Source organism: Streptomyces sp. NPDC007971, from assembly GCF_042958635.1.
Classification (GTDB): Bacteria; Actinomycetota; Actinomycetes; order Streptomycetales; family Streptomycetaceae; genus Streptomyces.
In genome coordinates, this window is the sequence record NZ_JBIBJK010000019.1 from 1 (window position 1) to 18,074 (window position 18,074).

Genomic DNA, 18,074 nt, shown 5'->3' on the forward strand with positions numbered 1-18,074 from the left:
CTCCCCCGCCCGCAACGCACGCACCGCCAGATGCAAAGCCACCAACGACGACGAACACGCCGTGTCCACCGTCAACGCCGGACCCTGCAGACCCAACGCATACGCCACCCGACCCGACGCCACACTCGACGTCGTCCCCGTCAGACCGAACCCGGCAGCACCCACCCCCGCCTCACCCAACCGCGGACCGTACTCCTGGGCCATGACACCGGCGAACACACCGGTCTGGGTGCCGCGCAGGGAGTCCGGGGCGATTCCGGATCGCTCCAGGGCCTCCCAGCAGACTTCGAGCCAGGCGCGCTGCTGCGGGTCCATCGCGAGCGCCTCGCGCGGCGAGATCCCGAACAGCTCGGCGTCGAACTCGCCCGCACCCTCCACAAACCCACCGCTACGCACGTACGACGTGCCGACGTGGTCCGGATCCGGGTGATACAGACCCTCCAGATCCCAGCCACGATCCACCGGGAAACCCGAGATCACATCACGCCGCTCGGCCACCACCCGCCAGAGCCCCTCGGGCGAGTCCACCCCACCCGGGAACCGGCAGCCCATACCCACGATCACGACCGGATCGTCGTCCTGTTCGGGACGGGCCGCGGGGGCCGCCGGGCCGGGCTGCCCGCCGGCGAGCAGCCCGGCCAGCTCGGCGGGGCTGGGGTGGTCGTACACGACCGTGGTGGGGAGTGTGCGTCCGGTGGCGGTGACAAGGCGGTTGCGCAGTTCGACGACCATCGCCGAGTCGAAGCCCAGTTCCTTGAACCTTCGCCGGGGTTCGACCTCGGCGGCGGACTCGTGCCCGAGGACGGCGGCGGCGTGCGCCCGTACCAGCTCCAGGGCGGCCGGGCCGGTCAGCGATCGCGGCGGCTCGGCACCGTCCACGCCCCCGGTGTCCTCGGAAACCGCCGCGGACTCCGACATCGGTGCGGTGCCGGCCGATGCCGGGGACGCGACGGCCCTGCGTCGCCCGGAGATCCAGTGACGGCGCCGCTGGAAGGCGTACGTCGGCAGTTCGGCGCGGAGGGAGCCGGCGGGCAGGACGGCGGACCAGTCCACCTCCGCGCCGTGGCAGAAGGCCTCCCCGAACGCGAGCAGCAGCCGCTGCCGGCCGCCCTCCTCGCGCCGCAGCGTTCCCAGCGCCGCGACCGGCAGGTCCATGGCCTCCGCGGTCTGCTGGACGGCGAGGGTGAGCACGGGGTGCGGGCTCATCTCCAGGAACAGCTCGTGCCCCGCGTCGAGGAGCGCTCGCAGGGCCGGTTCGAACTGCACGGGTTCACGCAGGTTGCGGTACCAGTAGTCGGCGTCCAGCTCGGGGCCGGCCAGTGCCGACGCCGTCACGGTGGAGTGCAGAGGCACTCGTCCGGTGCGAGGTGTGATTCCGGCCAGGTCGGCCCGCAGTGCGTCGCGTACGGCGTCGACGTGCGGGCTGTGCGAGGCGTAGGCGACCGGGACGCGCCGGGTGCGGACGTCGTCGCCGTAGTGGGCGGCCAGTGCGTCCAGGGCGGCCCCGTCACCGGCGACCACGGTCATGTGGGGCGAGTTGACGGCGGCGACGCTCAGCTGCGGGCGCCCGGCGAGGTCGTCGCGCACCCGGCCCTCGGGCAGCGACACCGTGAGCATGCCGCCGCCGCGCGCGGCCAGCGTTCCGAGGGCGGCGCTGCGCACCGCGATCAGCCGGGCCGCGTCGTCGAGGGTGAGAGCGCCGCTGACGGTGGCGGCGGCGATCTCGCCCTGCGAGTGGCCCACGACGGCGGCCGGTTCGACGCCTGCCGCCTGCCACAGGGCCGCCAGGGCGACCATCACGGCCCACAGGGCGGGCTGGACGACGTCGTCGCGTTCCAGGGCGGGTGCGCCGGGGCGGCCACGCAGCACGTCGGTCAGTGACCAGTCGCGATACGGGCGCAGCGCACGCTCGCAGTCCTCGACGGCCCGGGCGAAGACGGGGGCGCCGTCGAGGAGTTGCGCCGCCATGCCGGCCCACTGCGAGCCCTGGCCGGGGAAGACGAACACCGCCTTGCGGACGGAGTGGCTGCTGCCCTCGACCGCGGCGGGGGTGACCCGGGCGTCGGCGACCGCGTCCAGGGCGGTGAGCAGTTCGTCGCGGTCCGCGCCGACGAGCACGGCCCTGTGGCTGAAGGCGGTGCGGTCGCAGGCGAGGGCCCGGGCGATGTCGGTGGCGTCGGACTCCGGGTGTGCGGCGAGGTGTTCGCGCAGCCGGGCGGCCTGGGCGCGCAGCGCGGCGTCGCCGCGTCCGGACAGTACCCACGTGACGGAACCGTCCCGATTGCCCGAATCCTTTCCCCGCTGTGGCCGGTTCGTGACGGTCTCGGCGTCGTCGCCCGGCCACTCGCTGAGCACCAGGTGGCAGTTGGTGCCGCCCATGCCGACCGAGGTCACACCCGCGACCAGTGTCCGGTCGGGGTGCGGCCACGGTCCGGTGCCGGTGGTGGCGGCGAGCCGCAGCTCGGCGAAGGGGATACGGGGGTTGGGGGTCGCGTAGTTGAGGGTCGGGACGAGTTCCCGCTCTTTGAGGCAGAGAATCGTCTTGACGAGTCCCGCTACCCCCGCAGCCCCTTCGAGGTGGCCGATGTTCGTCTTGACGGAACCGAGCCTGAGCGGATTCTCTTCGGCGCGGGACGGGGCGAAGACGGCGCCCAGAGCGGTTGCCTCAATGGGGTCGCCGACCCGGGTTCCCGATCCGTGGATTTCGATGTACTGCGCCTGCTCCGGCGGTATTCCCGCGTTCTTCCAGGCGTCGCGAACGACGCGTTCCTGGGCTTTTCCGTTCGGGGTGGGGAGGGTTTCGCTCGCGCCGTCGCTGCCGATGGCGCCGCCGCGGATCAGGCAGTGGATGCGGTCGCCGTCGGCGATGGCCCGGCTGAGGAGTTTGAGCGCCACCACGCCGCCGCCCTCGCCGCGCACGTAGCCGTTGGCCCGGGCGTCGAGTGCGTAACATCGGCCGTCGGGCGAGAGGCTGCCGAAGGCTGCCAGAGCCTGGGTGCTCTCGGGTGCGAGGTTGAGGCTGACGCCGCCGGCCAGTGCTGTGACGGACTCTCCGCTGCGCAGGCTCTCGCAGGCCAGATGCACTGCGACCAGCGACGACGACTGTGCCGTATCGACGACGAGGCTGGGGCCCTGCAGGCCGAGGACGTAGGAGACCCGGTTGGCGATGATGCCGCGGTGCAGTCCGGTCACCGTGTGCGCGGATGTCGCAGCGGGCCCTGCCGCATGGGTGAGGGCCGCGTAGTCGTCGGCGATCGCTCCGACGAAGACGCCGGTGGCGGTGCCGGCGAGCGTGGCCGGGACGATGCCGGCGTCCTCCAGCGCCTCCCAGGCGAGTTCGAGCACGAGCCGCTGCTGCGGGTCCATGGCTGCCGCTTCACGCGGAGCAATGCCGAAGAACTCGGCATCGAAGGTGTCGACGTGGGGCAGAAATCCACCGGGGCGCGGCGACCCGTCCGATAATTCGGCGAGGTGCGTACGGTCCGCAGGCGGCTCTGCAATGGCATCGCGGCCGTTCCTGAGAAGATCCCAGAATTCGGCAGGTCCGGCTCCGCCGGGAAAACGGCAGGAAAGTCCGACGACGGCGATGGTCTGATCATCGATCCGAGTGCGGATCCGGTCGGGCGTCTGTTGCGGTTTCTGGCCCCGGATCGACTGCTCCGGCTTTTTCGCAGCACTGTTCGATGTGCTTCGTGCCGCGTTTTCTGATGGCAGTCCCGTCTCAATCCGGGCATGGCGGATCATGATTCGATTGCTCCCCCCGTGAAGCGATCAATGGTGCTGCCGACTTGACGGCATGGCCTGACCGCAAGTCGAGTTCGGACCATAGCACCGAGCCGTGGCTCCGTAAACCAATGGCCATCGCTGGGCCTTCGATATCCGGAAGTCGATATACCGGATATTCGCGGGGGTCGGCGCCAGTCGGGCCGTGCCGTTGCCCTCACATAAAAAGCACAGCTCCACAGGGAGGGTGAACGCCTTCGCTATGCCGTGGAGAATGCGTCGATGTATGCCGCCACGAGCGGCGACCGGTCGTCGCGCCGCCGGGCGAGTACCAGCCGGGTGCGCGGCAGATCTGTTACCAACCTGTAGACAATTCCGTCGACGGCATGCCGCTCCAGGGCCGATTCGGGCACCAGCGCGATCGACTGCTGCCACAGCACGGCGTGCAGGCACTCGTCGAGCGAGTGCACCTCCGGGCCATGGGCGGACGCGGACGGCTGCCAGTGCGCCCGCCAGGTCGCATCGACCCCGCCGGGCAAGCGGATCGAGCTGCTGTGATCGATGTCCTCCCTGGTCAGAGAGGTTTTCTCGGCAAGGGGACTACGCGCAGCGACGGCCGCGAAGCAGCGGTCCGCCTGGATCGCACGGACCGTCAGACCGGATTCGTCGAAAGGCGTCCAGGTGATCGTCACATCGACCAGGCCGGCCGCGAGGCCCATGGTCGGGTCGGTCAGGTCGCCCTGACGCAGGCTCACCACGGCCTGAGGGTGGCTGTGTGCGAAGGCTGCCGCCCTGGCTGCCGACAGGGTGGCCTCACCGGGCCCGAGCACCCCGACCCGTAGCACTCGCACGCCTTCGACCTGCTGGAACACCCGCTCTCTGGCTCGCTCGGCGCTCGCGAGCAGGGCCTTGGCCTCCTCCAGCAGGACGTCACCGGCCGCGGTCAGGCTCATTCCCTTGGGCCCCCGGACGAACAGCTCGCAGCCCAACTCGGCCTCCAGCACACGGATCCGCTGGCTGAGCGGCGGCTGCGACATGTGCAGCCGCCGGGCCGCCCGGCCGACATTCCCTTCTTCCGCCACCGCCACGAAGTAGCGCAACCCCCGTAAGTCCATGGCCGACACGATACCCATTTCTTTGCCGCCGGTATCGAAAAGGTATTGGATCGCGCGGAAAAGCCGTGCTGAGATCGAGCCACCAGGAAACCCTTCGATCGGATGTTCCGACCCTGGGCGCGCCGCGTCGATTTCCGCACGCCGCACCGCTGAAAAGGTGCGCCCGGCGCAAGACAGGCTCGTAACCGCGGATGACCGCTCATGGCCGGCTCACAGCAAGCGGAATGCCCTTGTCGATGGCGCCGGCAGGGGACTCCCGACCTATCCGCATCCCCCGTATCGATCATTCACGTGCGCGGCGGAGCCATGCACAAGAACACGGCGATGCACGGCCGAAAGCACGTAAATGAGTGGCCGTGGCCGAAACATGGCGCTCTGCGGCGCAGGGGCCACGCGTTCCGATGCCGGCCGAAAGCGGTCGAGTACTCCTCGCACTGCACGTCACCGCGAACGGATCACGGCCGGCACCACCACCCCGGCAGGCCCTGGCCACTGCTCCCCTCCCGGGCCGGGGTCAGACTGCACCGGTACACGGTCCACGGGAGGGGCGGGGTGGTCACCGGCGGGTGACCGGGACGGTGTTGTCTGCCGCCTGACTGTGAGTGACGGGGACGGTGATGTCTGCCGCCCGACCGTCCGCGGCCTTGCCGGCCGGGTCCGCCTTGGTGAGGGTGCAGACCCCGTCCACACACTGGCGCTCCAGGCGTCCGCGGGAGATGGTCTGCGCCAGGCCGACCATCCAGCAGGTGGGGCAGCCGCGGAAGGCGATCAGGCCCAGCGGGGCGGCCAGCAGGGTGACCGGGCCGGCAACGGGCACCAGGGCGATGGAGCCGATGATCAGCCCGAAGCCGATGACACCGCGCACCAGATGGCGCGGAACGGACTTGCTGGCGAAGTTCATCTCGGGTGCCGCGGGCTTGGCGGCGACGCGGTCCTGCGTGCTCTTCGTGGACTTCACGGTGTTCACGGTCCTGACTCTCCTCCGGCTGGTTGATCCCCTGCTCGATCCGCTGCCTGCTCGGGCGCCTGCCCGGATGACCGATCGGATGACTGATCGGATGACTGATCGGTCAGTGACAATGACTGACGCAGTGCTGCGCGGGCCCTGTGCAGCCGCGACTTCATCGCGGCGTTGCTCAGGCCCAGCGACCGGGCGACGACGCTTCCGGGCAGGCCCTGGACGTCCCGCATGATCAGGACCTGCCGCTGATCACGGGGCAGGGCACCGACCGCGGCCGCGATCCGTTCCACCTCCAGCCTGCGCAGCACCGCTTCCTCTGCGGACGGCTCCGCGCTCGCCTCCGGTTCGGCCGCCGTCTCGTCGCTCCGCGAGACGAGCAGCCGTACCTGCCGGAGGCATTCGTTGCGCACGATCCGGAACATCCATGAGGCGAGCGCGCCGGTCGCCCGCAGGGTGCCGATCTTCCGGTACAGGATGATCAGCGCCTCCTGCGCCGCGTCCTCCGCGTCCTGCGGTGAGGCACACAGCGATATGGCGAACTTGCGCACATGAGGCTGCGATTCCATGACGACGGTGGTGAGCGAGGTGACGTCGCCGTCCTGGGCGGCCTTGATCAGCCGCTCGTCCGGCCAAGGGAAGCGTCGGTTCATGTGTCCTACTCATACCCGGAAGGTGCACCGCGCGCAGGCGAAGAGGCGACGCGCGCAGGCAGGCACTGGTCAGCTACGGCTCTTCTTGTAGCGCCTCATCAGGTGCCAGCTGCACGCGGACACGAGCAGCAGGCCGACCACTACGATGCCAATGACCATCACGGCGTTTCCTCCAGATATCCACCGGCCCACGCGGCCGGTACAGGGATAGGAGGCGGCCAGGCCCGAAAAGGATTCGCCCCTGGCCGCAGAACTTCCCGAGGGGTTCTCCACGGGGCCACCGGACGGCACCCGGCCAGGCGCCACACCTCCCGAGCCGGACGCCGCCCGAGCCGGAGCGCACCCAGGCCATGGGCCATACAGCCCGAGCCACGGGAGCGGACTCGCCGGGCTGCGCGGACCGGGCGATAGTAGCCATGTACGGTATCCGTCATGAGCAAGGCATCCGAAGGGGCCACCCCGGGTTTCCTGGTGTGGCGGCTGTCGACCAAATGGCGGGTGGCCGTCGACCGTGCGGTGGCGCCGCTCGGCCTGACGCACGCCCAGTACTCGCTGGTGGCGTCGCTGTACGGCATGCAGCACTCCGGGGAGCGCCCGAGCCAGCGACGGCTGGCCGACCACACCGGGATGGAGCCGCTGTACGTCTCCAAGCTCGCCCGCACGCTGGAGTCGGCCGGGCTGCTGGAGCGCGCCAGGGATCCCCGCGATCCGCGCGCCGTCCAGCTCGCGCTCACCGAACAGGGGCGCGAGACGACTAGGCGGGCGATCGACGTCGTCCAGGGCCTGCTGACCCAGCTGCTGGAGCCGCTCGGCGGGCTCGACAGCGCGCGGACCCGGCAGCTGACCCGTGATCTGACGGCATTGCTCGACGCTCCGATGGATCCGGCAGCGGCGGGCGGGCCACCGGAAGAGTAGTGGAATATCGAACTACCAGGTTCGGTTGAGGCCTCCGAAGGAGGTCACCAGTGGAGACGCAGGTGGAGACCACGTACTACGACCACGGCAGCCCCGCCGAGCGCTGGGAGCGCGCCCAGCTGTTCTTCGACGCGAGGGACTACGCGGGCGCGGCGCAGGTGCTGGCCGGGCTGGTCGAGGAGGTGCCGGAGCAGACCGGACCGCGGCTGTTGCTGGCGCGCGCCTACTACCACTCGGCCCAGCTGCACCGCGCCGAGAAGGAGCTGCGGCTCATCGTGGAGCGCGACCCGGTGGAGCACTACGCCCGGCTGATGCTGGGCCGCACGCTCCAGCGGCAGGCCCGGCACGAGGAGGCGGAACCGCATCTGCGGATCGCCTCGGCACTGGCGGGCGACTTCCCGGAGCCTGCCCAGCGGTAGCGGCGCCGCCGGGGACCCGGTTCCACGGCGGTGCCAGGTCGGGGGCCGGGGTGCGCGGCGGTGCCAGGGTGAAGGCCTACACCATGACCACGGCGACCGCGGTGAGCAGCCGGGTGGCGGTGCGCGGGTGCAGATGCCCCTCGGCGAGCCGGGCGACCGGCCAGGCGGACAGCGGCAGCACCAGCGGCAGGAAGACGAAGACCCCCATGGGCCGTCAGTCTTCCGTACCGCCGCCGTCGTCGGTGTGCGCCGTCCTCCCGTTGTTCGCCGGGCCGGGCTCCGCGGCGTCGAGCAGGGCCCGCAGCACCTGTTCGTCGCCGGGCGGCAGGGCGGTGACGGAGCTGGCCAGGACGGCCTCGCGGTCCCGTTCGCCGTCCAGCAGGCGGCGCATGCGCAGGGCGGCGAGCCGGGCCACGTCGGCGGTGGGCGTCCACAGGAAGGAGCGGCCCTGCCGTTCGCGGGCTACGACGTCCTTGGCGAGCAGCCGGGTGAGGATGGTGACGACGGTGGTGTAGGCCAGGTCACCGCCGACACGTTCCTGCACCCAGGTCGCGGTGACAGGGCCGTCCGCCTCGCGCAACGCGCCGAGGACCTGGCCCTCCAGTTCGCCCTGACCGCGCCGCCGCTCCCGGCCGCCGTCCCGCACCATGACACTTCCTCTTTCTGCGGCTCGCTTCGCCTCCGGGGGCGCCGGAGGCGGTGTCGAGCGACCGATCGTGCCCGGCCCTTCGGGCCTGCGCGCGCTCGGGCTCTCGGCACCGACGCGCCCCTTCGGCTCACTCGCCGTCCCGGCACCGGCGTGTCGGACCACGCTACTTCACACGGACGAGGCCGTACTCCGTTACGTGCGGCGCCCGCGCCGGTGGGCGATCGCGCCGAGGACGGAGTCCAGGACGACGAAGGCGGCGTGCGGGATGCCGAGAGGCGGCAGGAACAGCCGAGCACCGAGACCGCGGCCGGGGCCGGTACGAGAAGGAAGGGCGGCACCCGGGCCCGGGCCCCGCGCGGGACCTGGCGGTGGCTGGTCCGTGGCGGGCGAGGGAGCCGTGGGCCTCTGCGGGCTTCTCCGGAGACCGGAGGGACCGGGGAGACCACGGAGACCGGGACCGACGGGGTGGGTGGTTCAGTGGTCGGAGCGCGAAGGGCCTCGGTTCGCCGGAGTGTTGGTGACCCGTGCCACGGGGAGTGGTAGGCGGGCATGGCATGCTGACGCGATGGCACCTCCCAGTGATCGCGCGTCCGTCAGCGAGCGGGTCGAGGAACTCCTCGCCGCCGGCGGCCCCTTGCCCATCGTCGCGGCGGGCCTCCCGGTGCTGCGCGAGGGCGCCGAACCGTACGAGGGTCAGCTCGGTCCGGCGCTGCTGGACCGCTTCGTGGAGGCCCTGCGCACCACCATGCACGCGGCCCCGGGCGTGGGTCTGGCCGCGCCGCAGGTCGGCGTGGGGCTGCGGATCGCGGTCATCGAGGACCCGGCGCCCGTGCCGGAGGAGGTGGCACGGGCCCGGGACCGGGTGCCGCAGCCCTTCCGGGTCCTGGTGAATCCGTCGTACGAGCCCGTGGGCACCGCCCGTGCCGCGTTCTTCGAGGGCTGCCTGAGCGTGCCGGGCTGGCAGGCCGTGGTGGCCCGGCACGCCGAGGTGCGGCTGCGCGGCGAGGACGAACGGGGCCGCGCGCTGGACGAGGTGTTCACCGGATGGCCTGCCCGTATCGTCCAGCACGAGACGGATCACCTCGACGGCCTGCTCTACCTCGACCGCGCCGAACTGCGTTCCCTGTCCACGAACGAGGCGGTGGCCGCCCGCTGGGGGCAGCCGGTCCCGCGGGCGGCGGCCGAGGCGCTGGGTTTTGAACTGCCCTGAGCCGGTGGGTCAGTTGTCCCGGTAGGCCTCCAGCAGTCGCAGCCACACCTCGCTCAGTGTCGGATACGAGGGGACCGCGTGCCACAGACGGCCGATCGGGACGTGGCCCACGACCGCGACGGTCGCGGAGTGGATCAGTTCGCCGACGCCGGGGCCGACGAAGGTGACGCCGCGCAGGATCTCCTCGTCCAGGTCGACGACCATCCGGGCGCGGCCCTTGTAGCCGTCGCCGTACAGGCCGGCCCCGGCCACCGAGGAGAACTCGACGTCGACGGCACGCACCCGGTGGCCGGCCTGTTCCGCCTCGGCGAGGGAGAGACCGACGGCGGCGGCCTCGGGGTCGGTGAAGACGACCTGCGGTACGGCGCCGTGGTCGGCCGTGGCCGCGTGCGCCCCCCAGGGCTCGTCCACGAGGGTGCTGCCCCCGGCGCGGGCGGCGATGGCGGCACCGGCGACGCGGGCCTGGTACTTGCCCTGGTGGGTGAGGAGAGCGCGGTGGTTGACGTCGCCGACCGCGTACAGCCAGTCGGTGCCGGTGACGCGCAGGCTGTCGTCGACCTCCAGCCAGGAGCCCGGCTCCAGGCCGACCGTGTCGAGGCCGATGTCGTCGGTGTGCGGGACGCGGCCGGTGGCGATGAGGATCTCGTCGGCCTCCAGGCGGTCGCCCGCGGCGGTGACCACGAGGACGGTGCCGTTCTCGCGGGTGACGGACTCGACGGAGGTACCGGTCCGCACGTCCACGCCCGCTTCGGCGAGGGACTCGGCGACCAGTTCCCCGGCGAACGGCTCCATGCGGTTGAGCAGCCCCTTGCCCCTGACCAGCAGGGTCACCTGCGAGCCGAGGGCCTGCCAGGCGGTGGCCATCTCGGTGGCCACGACACCGCCGCCCACGACGATCAGCCGGCCGGGGGCCGCCTTGCCGCTGGTGGCCTCACGGCTGGTCCAGGGCCTGACCTCGGCCAGGCCCGGCAGGTCGGGCAGTTGGGCGCGGGTACCGGTGCTGACGGCCACGGCGTGCCGGGCGGTGAGCGTCGTCACGGTGCCGTCGGGCGCGGTCACGGTGACCGTGCGGGGCCCGGCGAGGCGGCCGTGGCCCCGGTACAGGTCGGCGCCGATGCCGTCGAGCCAGCGGACCTGGCCGTCGTCCTGCCAGTTCGAGGTGAAGTAGTCCCGGCGGGCCAGGACGGCGGGGGTGTCGAGAGGGCCTTGCACGTCCTGGCTCAGTCCGGGCAGCAGGCGGGCGTCCGACTGGGCGATGACCGGCCTGAGCAGCGCCTTGCTGGGCATGCAGGCCCAGTACGAGCACTCGCCGCCGACCAGCTCGCTCTCCACGACCGCGGTGGTGAGACCGGCCGCACGGGTGCGGTCGGCGACGTTCTCCCCCACGGGCCCGGCCCCGAGCACCACGACGTCGTACGCGATGGATTCCGTTTCCGTCATGGGGTCAGTCTGGTGGGTGGGTGGCGCGAGGGCCACACGGGTACGCGCGCCGACTCCGACTGTGCACGCTCGGAACGGGCACGGAATAGGCGACCGGGGTGCCGTGTTTCAGCCGTCGGCACAAGCCCACACCAGGAAGAGGGAATCACGCCATGAGCAGCACTGTGGAGCTCACCAAGGAGAACTTCGACCAGACGGTCACCGACAACGGGTTCGTTCTCATCGACTTCTGGGCGTCCTGGTGCGGGCCCTGCCGTCAGTTCGCGCCGGTCTACGAGAAGGCCGCCGCGGACAACCCCGACCTGGTGTTCGGCAAGATCGACACCGAGGCCCAGCCGGAGCTGGCCCAGGCCTTCAACATCCAGTCGATCCCGACACTGATGATCGTCCGCGACCAGGTCGCCGTCTTCGCCCAGCCGGGCGCCCTGCCCGAGGCCGCCCTCGCCGACGTCATCGGCCAGGCCCGGAAGCTGGACATGGACGAGGTGCGCAAGAGCATCGCCGCGCAGCAGGCGAAGGGCGAGTAACCACCGGCCGGGCTCCGGCGCCCGCCGGGGCCGTGGCACCCGGCCGCACCACGGAACCCGCCCGGGCCGTGGCACCCGGCCGGACCGCGTCACGTGGCGGGGCCGGGGCACTTGGCGGGACCGGGCCACATGGCGGGACCGGGGCGTCTAGAAGGGATACGGCGCCACGTCGCCGCGTACGGTCGTCCGGCGCAGCTCGGTGAAGGCGTCCAGGTTGGCCTCGCCGCCGAAGCGGGCTCCGGTGCCGGACGCGCCGATGCCGCCGAAAGGGGCCACGGCCTCGTCGTTGACCGGGGACGGACCCGGACTCGCGGACCAGCCAGGTGCGCAGTTCCCCGGCGTGCTCGGCGAACAAGTCCCCTGCCCTGCGCAGCACTTGGGCGCGGGTGAAGTGCGGCGTACGGGCCCATGACCGCTGGGCGGCGCAGGCGGCGCGGGCCGCCGGGGCGACGTCCTCGGGAGCGGCGAGGGTGAGCGCGCCAAGGGCCTCGCCGGTGGCGGGCTCGGTGACGGTGTACGCGGGCCCCGCCAGGGGGCGGGGCTGCCAGGACTCCGGGTCGAGCAGCGGCATGTCGGCTCGCCGATCGGTCGCCGGGCGGTGCGGCTCGGAGCGCGGGCCCCTCCCGGAGGCACACCCATTTCATTGAGCGGTAAATTACATCGCGGGCGGGTCCTTCAGGAACCCTGACCACCGCCGCGGCCGGGGTCAGCTGGAGTCGCGCCGGACGAGCGACGCGCCCAGCACCTTGCGCACCTCGGGCTCGCCACCGGGTTCGCGCACCGCGCGGTCGACCAGTTCCGCGAGATCGCGGCCCGAGGGCAGTTCGATGTGGACGGTGCTGAGCCGCGGCCGCAGCAGCCGGCCGAGCATCAGGTCGTCGGCGCCGACGAGGGCCACGTCCCGGGGGATGCGCACGCCCTCGTCCTGCAGGGCGCGCATCAGCAGCATCGCGTACTCGTCGTTGTAGGCGAACACCGCGTCGAGGCCCGACTCGGGCCAGCGGGCGGCCAGTTCGGCGGCGGCCCGCTCCGTGTAGGCGAGCGGCAGCTCGGTCACGGTCGCCTCCGTGCCGGCGAGGGCCTGGCGCACGCCGGCGAGCCGGGGCCGGGAGAACATCTCCAGGCCGGGCTCCTCGGGGACGACCACGCCGATGCGGCGCCGGCCGCGGTCCCGGAGGTGGACTCCGGCGCAGTGGCCGACGGCGCCGTGGTCCGTCAGCAGGGCGTGCGCGCCGTCGACGCGCTCGGGGCCGAGGGTCACCACGGCCCGGGCGCCGGCCCGCTTGAGGACGTCGACGCCCTGCGGGCCGAGCCCGGTGCCGGGCACCAGGACGGCCACGGGGCGCAACTCGGCCCAGGCGCGGGCGGCCTCGTCACCCTCCAGGCCGATCGCGCCGTACTGCACGACGGTGTAGTCGAGGCGGCCGAGGGCCGACTGGAGTTCGTCCAGGAAGTGGCTGTAGAGGGGACCCACCGGGATCGCCGGGGCGGGCATCAGGACCATCCGGCTGTGGCCGGCGCGCAGGCTGCGGGCCGCCGCGTGGGGCACGTAGCCCAGTTCCCGCGCGGCTTCGCGGACCCTGCGGCGCGTCGGCTCACTGATCCGTACGGCGCTGGTGTTGTTGAGGACGTAGGAGACGGTCGCACGCGAGACGCCGGCCAGCCGGGCCACATCGGCGCTCGTGGGCACGGAGCGCGCTGCGGGCACAGCGGACAGGGGCGGTTTCGGTATCTGCACCATGACAGACCGCATCTTGGCAGAGAGCCAGGAGCGGGCGGCGGGCGGGGGAACGTCTTTCAGTGCCGGACCTCAGCACCGGCCGTCCCCGGACCACGGCAACGGCCGTCCCCGGTCCATCGCACCGGTTCGCCGGAACCGCAGCATCCGCGACGAACACGAAGGCCAGACGCGCGGAAGGCCCGGCGCGGACGCCTCCCCGACGGCCCCCCGGGCAGCCGCCAGGACGCCGACACCCACGGTCGGCGCGAACACGTCTGCCACAGACACGTCTGCCACAGACACGTCTGCCACAGACACGTTCGTGACGAACTTGTTCGCGACGAACATGTTCGTTACTGTCAGGGCATGACAGCAACTCCCCGCTCCCGCCGCGAACGCCCCGCCAAGCCCGCGCTCACCCGGGAGGGCATCGTCGCCGCGGCCGTCGCGATCCTGCGGGCCGAGGGGCTCCGGAAGGTGACCATGCGGCGGCTCGCCCAGGAGCTCGACACGGGCCCGGCCTCGCTGTACGTCTACGTCCGCAACACCGACGAACTGCACGCGGCCGTCCTGGACGAACTGCTCGGTACGGTCGGGCCCGCCCCCGAAGGCGGCACCTGGCGGGAGCGGCTGGAGCAGGTGCTCACCGCCTACACCCGGATGCTGCTGGAGCATCCGAGCCTCGCCCGCTCGGCGCTGACCGCCCGGCCGAGCGGCCCGCACTACCTGAATCTGATCGAGACCCTGCTCGCCCTGCTCGACGAGGGTGCGGTCCCCCGCGAGCGGGCGGCCTGGGGCGTCGACCTGCTGCTCCAGCACGCCACCGCGACCGCCGCCGAACATGCCGGGGAGGAGTCCCCGGACGACTGGCAGGCGGTGCAGCGCGCCCTGCGCGACGCGTCCGAGGACACCCATCCGCACATCGCCGCGAGCGCCGGCGCCCTGCTCTCCGGCGCCCCCGAGGCCCGGCTGTCCTGGGCCTTCCAGGCGCTGGTCACCGGCATCGAACGGACCGCCGTACCCGACTGACACCCCACTTCAGCGGACCGCCACATCCGACTGACACCCCTCTTCAGGAGGCCACCATGAGCGCCCCTTCCCCTTCCGCCCCGCTCCCCCACCACCCCGTCGCCGTCGTCGGCGCCGGATTGGGCGGGCTGATGCTCGCCCGGGTGCTGCACGTGCACGGCACAGAGGCGGCCGTGTTCGACCTGGACGTCTCCCCGGCCGCGCGTACGCAGGGCGGCATGCTCGACATCCACGACGACTCCGGCCAGGTGGCGCTGCACGCGGCCGGACTGCACGAGAAGTTCATGGCGCGCGTCCTGCGAGGTGGCCAGGCCATGCGGATCCTCGACCGGGACGGCGCCGTCCGTCTGGAGGAGAGCGACGACGGCACCGGTGATCGCCCGGAGATCGACCGCGGCGACCTGCGTGACCTGCTGCTCGGCTCTCTGCCCGAGGGCACCGTGCGCTGGGGCGCCAAGGTGGCCGACGCACGCCCGCTCGGCGACGGCCGGCACGAGGTGACGCTCGCGGACGGCACCGCCTTCACCACCGGCCTGCTGGTCGGCGCGGACGGCGCCTGGTCACGCATCCGGCCCCTGCTGTCCCCGGCTGAACCGGCCTACACCGGCGTGTCGTTCGTCGAGACGGACCTGCTGGAGGCCGACCGGCGCCACCCGGCCGCCGCCCGGGTGGTGGGCGGCGGGATGCTGTTCGCCCTGGGTGCGGGCCGGGGCTTCCTCGGGCACCGCGAGAGCGACGGCAGCCTGCACGTCTACGTCGCCGTCGAGGCACCGCAGGACTGGCTGGACGGCATCGACTTCGCCGACACCGAGGCGGCCAAGGCGGCCGTGCTGAAGGAGTTCGACGGCTGGGACGAGAGCCTGACTGCGCTGGTCACGGACGCGGACGGGGCCCTGGTGCCGCGACGGATCCACGCGCTGCCCGTCGGACACCGCTGGGAGCGGGTCCCGGGGGTCACCCTGCTCGGCGACGCCGCGCACCTGATGTCGCCCTTCGCGGGCGAGGGCGCCAACCTCGCCCTGCTCGACGGCGCCGAACTGGGTCTCGCCCTGGCCGCCCACCCCGGGGACACCGAGGCCGCACTGGCCGCCTACGAGGAGAAGCTGTTCCCGCGCAGCGAGATGTCCGCGGCGGAGTCCGCGCACAACTGCGCGATGCTGTTCCGGGCCGACGCCCCGCAGGGACTGCTCGACATGTTCACCGGCGCCGAAGGCTGAAGGGACCCCTCGGCCGTCTCGCGGATCAGGCCGGCGACGCGCCGCCCGGCGCGCCGCGGCCCGGCCGCTCGGTGCCCGTCACCCGGGCGACCAGGTCGATCCAGCCGGCCTCCAGCCGCTGCATGGGCATCCCGCACTGCCGGGCCAGATGGTTGATCAGGGCGGGGTCGAGATACGCCATCAGCGTCTGGGAGAGGAGTTCGCAGTCGGCCGTGGGCACGATCTGCCGCAGGAGCATCGCGACGTGCGTGCGAAGCGCCTGGACGGAGGGGTGGGAGAAGCGGCGGCTCGGCTCCGGCTGGGCGGCCAGCTGCAGGTCCAGCTGCTCGGCCGAGCGGTAGAGCACCGCCACGCCGAACGCGCGCAGCCGCTCCAGGGGCGGCGCCCCGGGCCCCAGCGGTGACGGCCCGCAGAGGAAGTCGGCCTGCAGCTGCCGCGCCGAGTGGTCGAGCAGAGCCATCAGCAGCCCGGTGCGATCGCCGAACCGGCGGAAAACCGTCCCCTTGCCCACCTGGGCCGCCGCGGCGACCGCCTCCATGGTGACTCCGGCCACTCCGTGCTCGGCGATCAGCCGGGCGGCGGCCTCCAGCAGGCGGGCCCGGTTGCGAGCCGCGTCGGCGCGCAGGCACGGCTCGTCGGGGCCGTGCTCGACCTGCAGCAACGAGGGCGCGTCGACGGATTCCTGAGGCTTCGGGAAGGGCGGCAGGGCGCTGGACATGACGACAGCGTAAAGCATCGGGAACAAAACTGGACCGCGGTCCGCTTAGCCTGATAGAAACATAAGCGGACCCCGGTCCGGATCGTGACGGCAATGTTTCAGCCTCTTGGAGTAGTCATGTCTGTTCGCATCCTCGCGCTCGTCGGCAGCCTTCGCGCGGGTTCGCACAACCGCCAGCTCGCCGAGGCGGCCGTGAAGCTCGCGCCCGAGGGCGCCGAGGTCGTGCTCTTCGAGGGCCTGGCGGAGGTTCCCTTCTACAACGACGACATCGACGTCGAGGGCAGCGTCCCGGCCACGGCCGCCAAGCTGCGCGAGGCCGCCCAGGGCGCCGACGCCTTCCTGCTCTTCTCGCCCGAGTACAACGGCACCATCCCCGCCGTGCTGAAGAACGCCATCGACTGGCTGTCCCGCCCGTACGGCGCCGGCGCCTTCGGCGGCAAGCCCGTCGCCGTGATCGGCACCGCCTTCGGCCAGTACGGCGGCGTGTGGGCGCAGGACGACACCCGCAAGGCCGTGGGCATCGCCGGCGGCAAGGTGATCGAGGACATCAAGCTGTCCATCCCCGGCTCCGTGACCCGCTTCGCCGAGACCCACCCGGTCGACGACGCCGAGGTCGCCGCGCAGCTGACCGAGGTCGTCGCCCGTCTGCACGGCAACGTGGGCGAGCCCGCGGCCGCCTGAGCCGTACGCACCCCGGGCGGCCGCCCGAGCCGTACGCACCCCGAGCGGCCGCCCGAGCCGTACGCTCCACGAAGGGGCCGGAGTCCGCTCCGGCCCCTTTCGCACGGCCGCGCGCTTCAGCCGAGCCCGGCCAGCCGCTCCACCGCAGGAGCCGCGAACCGCTCGATCCACCCGGAGGCCGCGCCGAGTCGCGGGGCGAGGACGACCGTGTCGATGCCCAGCCCCGCGTAGCCCTCCATGTCCCTCAGGAAGGCGTCGAGGTCGCCCGCGGTCGCGTGCTCGCCGGTGTACACGAAGGTCCGGCGGATCGTGTCGTAGTCCCGTTCCTCCGCCTCGCAGTGGCCGCGCAGCACGTCGAGCTCGTGCCGCAGTTCCTCGGGCGAGGCGGGGATGAGATTGCAGGCGTCGGCGTACCGGACCACCAGGCGCAGCGTCTTCTTCTCGCCCCCGCCGCCGATCATGATCTCCGGATGCGGCCGGCTCACCGGCGCCGGCACGCACAGGGTCTCGGCGAGCCGGTAGTGCCGGCCATCGAAGGGACCGTTGTTCTGCGGGTCCCACATCTGCAGGCGGATCCGCAGCGTCTCCTCCAGGCGCTCGAATCGCTCCGCGAGCGGGCGGAAAGGGCACGCCGAGTCCGAGGTGCTCACGGTCGTACCAGGCGGCCCCGATGCCGAGCGTGGCCCGGCCGCCGGACAGCACGTCGAGCGTGGTGGCGATCTTCGCGAGCAGCCCCGGACGGCGGTACGTCACCTCGGTCACCAGAACGCCGAGCCGCACGGTGGAGGTCCGGGCGGCGAGAAAACCGAGGGTCGTGTAGGCCTCCTACATGGGTTCCTGGGCGCCGCCGTTGAACTCCATCTGGAAGTAATGGTCCATCACCGACAGCCGGCCGACCCCGGCGGCCTCGGCCGCCTCGCCCGCCGCGGCGAGTTCGGTGCCGAGCGCGGGCCCGCCCCCCGAGTCGTCGAACCGGTTGATGTGCACGCCCACGCGCATGTCCGTCTCCGTTCCTCCGGACGGTCACCGTCACCTGCACCACCGACGCTAGGCCCTGGAGCACGCTCGAAGGCGGCTCGGGGACGGCACGGCCGACACGG

General features: G+C 72.3%; 17 protein-coding genes and 3 pseudogenes. 7 read left to right on the forward strand and 13 right to left on the reverse strand.

Features of this window, described 5'->3' with window-relative positions; translation table 11 throughout:
* From ACFZCP_RS33070 to ACFZCP_RS33085, 4 genes are all read right to left on the reverse strand, one after another.
* Positions 1–3,744, reverse strand: a 3,744-nt coding sequence (locus tag ACFZCP_RS33070; RefSeq protein ID WP_391434601.1) for a beta-ketoacyl synthase N-terminal-like domain-containing protein, incomplete at its 3' end; no start/stop codon positions are given.
* A 239-nt stretch (positions 3,745–3,983) separates the two neighbouring features.
* Positions 3,984–4,985 carry a LysR family transcriptional regulator gene (locus ACFZCP_RS33075; RefSeq protein WP_391434604.1) on the reverse strand — a complete coding sequence of 334 codons (1,002 nt, stop codon included), beginning with the start codon at positions 4,983–4,985 and terminating at the stop codon, positions 3,984–3,986.
* A gap of 409 nt (positions 4,986–5,394) precedes the next feature.
* Complete coding sequence (locus ACFZCP_RS33080; protein ID WP_391435034.1) at positions 5,395–5,739, reverse strand: hypothetical protein; 345 nt, start codon at positions 5,737–5,739, stop codon at positions 5,395–5,397.
* A gap of 62 nt (positions 5,740–5,801) precedes the next feature.
* A complete protein-coding gene (locus ACFZCP_RS33085) occupies positions 5,802–6,449 on the reverse strand; it encodes a sigma-70 family RNA polymerase sigma factor (RefSeq protein ID WP_391434608.1) in 648 nt (215 codons plus the stop codon).
* A gap of 432 nt (positions 6,450–6,881) precedes the next feature.
* Here ACFZCP_RS33085 and ACFZCP_RS33090 point away from each other — a divergent pair, with 432 nt between their 5' ends.
* Positions 6,882–7,364 (forward strand): MarR family transcriptional regulator, encoded by a 483-nt coding sequence (locus ACFZCP_RS33090; protein ID WP_391434611.1) that lies wholly within the window; start codon positions 6,882–6,884, stop codon positions 7,362–7,364.
* Between the two features lie 62 nt (positions 7,365–7,426).
* Positions 7,427–7,783, forward strand: coding sequence for a tetratricopeptide repeat protein (locus ACFZCP_RS33095; protein ID WP_362697159.1), 357 nt, complete (start codon positions 7,427–7,429; stop codon positions 7,781–7,783).
* An 82-nt stretch (positions 7,784–7,865) separates the two neighbouring features.
* On the opposite strand, the pseudogene ACFZCP_RS33100 reads toward ACFZCP_RS33095, so the two are convergent.
* Positions 7,866–7,991 (reverse strand): annotated as a pseudogene (locus tag ACFZCP_RS33100) (M56 family peptidase); the annotation flags it as partial.
* A gap of 6 nt (positions 7,992–7,997) precedes the next feature.
* Positions 7,998–8,432, reverse strand: coding sequence for a BlaI/MecI/CopY family transcriptional regulator (locus ACFZCP_RS33105; protein ID WP_391434614.1), 435 nt, complete (start codon positions 8,430–8,432; stop codon positions 7,998–8,000).
* A 565-nt stretch (positions 8,433–8,997) separates the two neighbouring features.
* On the opposite strand from ACFZCP_RS33105, the gene ACFZCP_RS33110 reads away from it, so the two are divergent.
* On the forward strand, positions 8,998–9,642 hold the full coding sequence (locus ACFZCP_RS33110; RefSeq protein WP_391434617.1) for a peptide deformylase: 645 nt from the start codon (positions 8,998–9,000) through the stop codon (positions 9,640–9,642).
* Between the two features lie 9 nt (positions 9,643–9,651).
* Here the strand turns inward: ACFZCP_RS33110 and ACFZCP_RS33115 are convergent, their stop codons facing one another.
* Positions 9,652–11,082, reverse strand: a complete 1,431-nt coding sequence (locus ACFZCP_RS33115) for an FAD-dependent oxidoreductase (protein ID WP_391434620.1) — start codon at positions 11,080–11,082, stop codon at positions 9,652–9,654.
* Positions 11,083–11,234: 152 nt separating this feature from the next.
* Here ACFZCP_RS33115 and trxA point away from each other — a divergent pair, with 152 nt between their 5' ends.
* Positions 11,235–11,609, forward strand: coding sequence for a thioredoxin (gene trxA / locus ACFZCP_RS33120; RefSeq protein ID WP_362697133.1), 375 nt, complete (start codon positions 11,235–11,237; stop codon positions 11,607–11,609).
* A gap of 147 nt (positions 11,610–11,756) precedes the next feature.
* On the opposite strand, the gene ACFZCP_RS33125 is transcribed toward trxA, so the two are convergent.
* The 3 genes and pseudogenes from ACFZCP_RS33125 to ACFZCP_RS33135 all read right to left on the reverse strand — a co-directional run bounded on the left by ACFZCP_RS33125 (position 11,757) and on the right by ACFZCP_RS33135 (position 13,350).
* Complete coding sequence (locus ACFZCP_RS33125; protein ID WP_391435050.1) at positions 11,757–11,885, reverse strand: hypothetical protein; 129 nt, start codon at positions 11,883–11,885, stop codon at positions 11,757–11,759.
* Between the two features lie 10 nt (positions 11,886–11,895).
* Positions 11,896–12,180, reverse strand: a pseudogene (locus ACFZCP_RS33130) (aldehyde dehydrogenase family protein); the annotation flags it as partial.
* A gap of 135 nt (positions 12,181–12,315) precedes the next feature.
* Complete coding sequence (locus tag ACFZCP_RS33135; protein WP_391434625.1) at positions 12,316–13,350, reverse strand: substrate-binding domain-containing protein; 1,035 nt, start codon at positions 13,348–13,350, stop codon at positions 12,316–12,318.
* Between the two features lie 345 nt (positions 13,351–13,695).
* Here ACFZCP_RS33135 and ACFZCP_RS33140 point away from each other — a divergent pair, with 345 nt between their 5' ends.
* Both ACFZCP_RS33140 and ACFZCP_RS33145 read left to right on the forward strand, forming a co-directional pair.
* Positions 13,696–14,358, forward strand: a complete 663-nt coding sequence (locus tag ACFZCP_RS33140; protein WP_362697127.1) for a TetR/AcrR family transcriptional regulator C-terminal domain-containing protein — start codon at positions 13,696–13,698, stop codon at positions 14,356–14,358.
* A 56-nt stretch (positions 14,359–14,414) separates the two neighbouring features.
* A complete protein-coding gene (locus ACFZCP_RS33145; RefSeq protein ID WP_391434630.1) occupies positions 14,415–15,575 on the forward strand; it encodes an FAD-dependent monooxygenase in 1,161 nt (386 codons plus the stop codon).
* Positions 15,576–15,600: 25 nt separating this feature from the next.
* Here the strand turns inward: ACFZCP_RS33145 and ACFZCP_RS33150 are convergent, their stop codons facing one another.
* Complete coding sequence (locus tag ACFZCP_RS33150; RefSeq protein ID WP_391434633.1) at positions 15,601–16,311, reverse strand: TetR family transcriptional regulator; 711 nt, start codon at positions 16,309–16,311, stop codon at positions 15,601–15,603.
* A 99-nt stretch (positions 16,312–16,410) separates the two neighbouring features.
* Here ACFZCP_RS33150 and ACFZCP_RS33155 point away from each other — a divergent pair, with 99 nt between their 5' ends.
* Positions 16,411–16,974, forward strand: a complete 564-nt coding sequence (locus ACFZCP_RS33155; RefSeq protein ID WP_391434636.1) for an NAD(P)H-dependent oxidoreductase — start codon at positions 16,411–16,413, stop codon at positions 16,972–16,974.
* A gap of 116 nt (positions 16,975–17,090) precedes the next feature.
* Here ACFZCP_RS33155 and ACFZCP_RS33160 read toward each other — a convergent pair.
* Positions 17,091–17,754: pseudogene (locus ACFZCP_RS33160) on the reverse strand (LLM class flavin-dependent oxidoreductase).
* A gap of 45 nt (positions 17,755–17,799) precedes the next feature.
* The gene (locus tag ACFZCP_RS33165) at positions 17,800–17,973 is read right to left on the reverse strand and encodes a hypothetical protein (protein WP_391434639.1); all 174 of its coding nucleotides are present in this window, start codon (positions 17,971–17,973) and stop codon (positions 17,800–17,802) included.
* Between the last annotated feature and the right edge of the window lie 101 nt (positions 17,974–18,074).

Bases quoted from the DNA above. Each gene is read 5' to 3' on its own strand.
- ACFZCP_RS33145 (WP_391434630.1), top strand. From the start codon at position 14,415: ATGAGCGCCCCTTCCCCTTCCGCCCCGCTCCCCCACCACCCCGTCGCC.
- ACFZCP_RS33165 (WP_391434639.1), bottom strand. From the start codon at position 17,973: ATGCGCGTGGGCGTGCACATCAACCGGTTCGACGACTCGGGGGGCGGG.
- ACFZCP_RS33080 (WP_391435034.1), bottom strand. From the start codon at position 5,739: ATGAACTTCGCCAGCAAGTCCGTTCCGCGCCATCTGGTGCGCGGTGTC.
- ACFZCP_RS33105 (WP_391434614.1), bottom strand. From the start codon at position 8,432: ATGGTGCGGGACGGCGGCCGGGAGCGGCGGCGCGGTCAGGGCGAACTG.
- ACFZCP_RS33115 (WP_391434620.1), bottom strand. From the start codon at position 11,082: ATGACGGAAACGGAATCCATCGCGTACGACGTCGTGGTGCTCGGGGCC.
- ACFZCP_RS33110 (WP_391434617.1), top strand. From the start codon at position 8,998: ATGGCACCTCCCAGTGATCGCGCGTCCGTCAGCGAGCGGGTCGAGGAA.
- ACFZCP_RS33090 (WP_391434611.1), top strand. From the start codon at position 6,882: ATGAGCAAGGCATCCGAAGGGGCCACCCCGGGTTTCCTGGTGTGGCGG.
- trxA (WP_362697133.1), top strand. From the start codon at position 11,235: ATGAGCAGCACTGTGGAGCTCACCAAGGAGAACTTCGACCAGACGGTC.
- ACFZCP_RS33150 (WP_391434633.1), bottom strand. From the start codon at position 16,311: ATGCTTTACGCTGTCGTCATGTCCAGCGCCCTGCCGCCCTTCCCGAAG.
- ACFZCP_RS33155 (WP_391434636.1), top strand. From the start codon at position 16,411: ATGTCTGTTCGCATCCTCGCGCTCGTCGGCAGCCTTCGCGCGGGTTCG.
- ACFZCP_RS33135 (WP_391434625.1), bottom strand. From the start codon at position 13,350: ATGGTGCAGATACCGAAACCGCCCCTGTCCGCTGTGCCCGCAGCGCGC.
- ACFZCP_RS33140 (WP_362697127.1), top strand. From the start codon at position 13,696: ATGACAGCAACTCCCCGCTCCCGCCGCGAACGCCCCGCCAAGCCCGCG.
- ACFZCP_RS33085 (WP_391434608.1), bottom strand. From the start codon at position 6,449: ATGAACCGACGCTTCCCTTGGCCGGACGAGCGGCTGATCAAGGCCGCC.